This window comes from Streptomyces sp. NPDC006655 (genome assembly GCF_040703965.1).
Taxonomy (GTDB): Bacteria; Actinomycetota; Actinomycetes; order Streptomycetales; family Streptomycetaceae; genus Streptomyces.
The window spans coordinates 1-2853 of record NZ_JBEYJU010000229.1 but is presented as its reverse complement, the minus strand read 5'-3'; the positions used below and the strand labels follow the sequence as shown (position 1 = coordinate 2853).

General features: G+C 65.1%; 3 protein-coding genes and 1 pseudogene. 2 read left to right on the top strand and 2 right to left on the bottom strand.

What is annotated here, in order from left to right:
* Positions 1–49: 49 nt before the first annotated feature.
* Together AB0958_RS44895 and AB0958_RS44890 are read left to right on the top strand one after the other, a co-directional pair.
* Positions 50–285, top strand: a pseudogene (locus tag AB0958_RS44895) (hypothetical protein); the annotation flags it as partial.
* A gap of 410 nt (positions 286–695) precedes the next feature.
* Positions 696–1028 carry a hypothetical protein gene (locus tag AB0958_RS44890; protein ID WP_366896254.1) on the top strand — a complete coding sequence of 111 codons (333 nt, stop codon included), beginning with the start codon at positions 696–698 and terminating at the stop codon, positions 1026–1028.
* Between the two features lie 207 nt (positions 1029–1235).
* Here AB0958_RS44890 and AB0958_RS44885 read toward each other — a convergent pair whose 3' ends face one another.
* Both AB0958_RS44885 and AB0958_RS44880 read right to left on the bottom strand, forming a co-directional pair.
* Positions 1236–2219 (bottom strand): hypothetical protein, encoded by a 984-nt coding sequence (locus AB0958_RS44885; protein ID WP_366896255.1) that lies wholly within the window; start codon positions 2217–2219, stop codon positions 1236–1238.
* A 32-nt stretch (positions 2220–2251) separates the two neighbouring features.
* Positions 2252–2853 (bottom strand): hypothetical protein (locus tag AB0958_RS44880; protein WP_366896253.1); only part of this gene is annotated, 602 nt, incomplete at its 5' end.

Genomic DNA, 2853 nt, shown 5'->3' with positions numbered 1-2853 from the left:
AAGCGCGCAGAACTGCTCAAGAGGCGTACGCGACGGGGGTTGCGGGGACATGGCGGGGTACCGACCGGCGGACTGGCATCCACTCGACCTCGACAAGGACCCCACCCCCGGCGACCCACAGCGCGTCCGCACCCTCGCCGCACAGCTCCACACCTTCGCGGACGACGTCTCCGACGCGCTGCGCCTGGTCAAGGGCATGGCCGGTGAGGACACCCTCCTCCAGTGGGCCGGAAGCCGGCGGACGTCTTCAGGGAGCAGTTCAAGGACGTCCCGAAGAACCTGAAGGAAGACCTGGAGTTACGAGTACGGCGGGGTCGGCCGGCTGATCGCCGAATCGTGGAACGGCCGGGAGTTCCGCTCCAGTTCGGGAGGCTAGAGGTCGTCCAGCGGATCGGGGAACACGACCCCACCTTCCGGTACGACGTCGCGGGGCGTGAGAACGAGCGGGTGGTGGGGGAGGCCGCCCGCTTGACCCCGGCAGCGCATCTTCCAGCACCGTGCTGACGGTGCGCTCACCGAGATCCAAGACTCCCTCCACGGCCAGCGGACCTTCAACTTCGACCGCTTCGGAATGGTGACAGCGGTGCACGCCGGCGTCGGCAGGGAGGAGACGGGCACCAGGTCGCGATCTTCGATGACAGGGCCGCCGAGCTCTTCACCGGCTCCATATTCCGACGAGTAGGACCTCCGACACCATGACAACAGAATTCTTGATGGGCCTCGACGAGGGAATGGTCGAGTACTTTCGCGACATCGCGAACGAGATGATCTCGCGGTTCGGCATTTCTCGAGCTGAAGCGGTGGCCAGGATCAACGAGCGGTATCACGACGCGGAGATCTCTGCGTACCCCGATCTCATGTGCCACGAGTTCCCGGCGTATTGGTCGTACGGCCTGTACTACTACCCGAACAAGTCCGGACGCCTACCGACCGGTGATGAGGACGACGACGAGGGCTGCGACGTGTCCGCCCTGCGCGTCCGCCCCGCACCTCCGGCCGACTCGCCCTACTGGACACTCGAGGCCTGACCGATTGCCCTCGACACGCACACGGGAGGTAGCTGATCGAGCGGCGGCTGAGCTTCGCGGACCCGCTGACCGCAGACGGCACCCTTGCAACTCTCAGACGGTCTTTTCAATGCCGACGAAAACGCTCTTGAGGACGTCGCGATCATCGATCCGGGTCCGGTCACGCACAGCGCCTCCTTCGGCCGGAAGTCCCGGCCGGCCCATCGTTCACCTGTTGACGGACTGGATTTCCTGCACGATGACATCCTGAGTGGCCCCGAAGGCCCCGTCGTCCAGGGGGCCGCCCGTCCCTCCTGTGCCCGTCCAGCTGATCTTCCAGGTGATCGTGGCCCTGAGCGGGTACGAGCCCGTGCCCGAGGACCGCAGGTACTTCACCCCACAGGGTGGCGTCTCACCGGCCTTCCCCTTGGCGTAGGCCTCACCGATGCTGCCGTTTCGGAATTCGCAGACACCCGAAGCCGGATACGTCACCGCATCCGAGGTACCGGGCTCGATCTTGAGTGAGTACGGCGTGGCGGTGGTGGTCGCGCTGATGCCGAGCACGGGAACGGACGCGGTGACGGAGACCGGCTTGAACTGGGCACCGTCGAGCCAGGCCCAGGTGGGAAGGTTGACCTTGGTCTTGTCCGCCGGGGCCAGGGTCACCTTCGTACTGGGGACGCGGATCTCGTTGTATGCGAGTTGGGAAAGGATCTCCGGGGTGATCGCCTGGGGTATGTCGGCCGGCGGCTTGTCGCCTGTGTCCACCCAGAAGATGGGCTTCGTGCAGTCGAGCGCGCCGGGGTCCCCCTCACGGCCCTTCGTGACGTACGAGTCCCACCAGTAGCCCTTGCCCGCCTTGTCCTTGTTGAAGTCCTTGTACGGCTTCCCGTTGACGTAGCGGTCGCGCTGCGTGGCATCCCACTCGTAGCCCGTCGAGTCGGCCTCCCAGATCGGCGTCAGGTAGGCCTTGAGCGCATCGGGTGAGTACTTGGGCGCGTAATAGCAAGCGGGCGGCGTCCAGGTCGTGGTCGGCGTCACCGCACCGGTCGACGCCCCCGACCCGTTCTTGGAGAGGTCGTAGACGACGGCACCGGCGGTCGCGGAAACCTTGCCGTCCTGCTGATCACCATTCACCTGTGTCAGAGTGCCGGAACCCCCGCCAGGCGTGGCATCAGCCCACGCCGCTGGTCCCGAGGACCACAACACGATACCTGCGACGAAAGCACACGCCGTTCCCCGGACTACGGCTGGCACCGAGCTGCCCCCCTGGTGGAAATGATCTGCGAAGTCTGCCAGACGCCGTCGGAGTTCTTGTCCAGCCTGGTGTTGTACGTGACGTAGCTGTTCTTCGTGACCGGCGTCTTGTTGATCTTGTTGGTCTTCTTGTTCTTACTGAAGCCCTTGCTCTCGTCACCACAGAAAGTGAGGATCGCCGCCGTCTTGCCCTTGAGCGTCACGTTACGGTCGTAGTAACGGATTTCGCCCGTGATCGTGACGTTGGCCTTCTTCCACTGAGCGACCCAGGACAGCGACGCCCCCAGCGCTTTACCGGTGGTGTAGTAGCCGACTCCTTCACCCTTGGGATCCGTCCCGGCGATGGCGGCGTCGACTGCTCGCATCATCTCCGCATTGTCGGCGAGCACCGCGTCCTTGACCGCATCCCCGGTCTTGGCGCCCTCGAAGGTCAACGTCACATCCGAGGGCAACGTGATCTTGGGCCTGCCGTCGGATGCAGTCGAGGTCGACGCGCTCGGCGAAGCCGAAGCCGCCGCCCCCGTGTCCGCGCCCGCGATCTTGCTGTTCGAGTCGGACTTGTCTCCGCTTCCCCCACCGCAACCGGCGA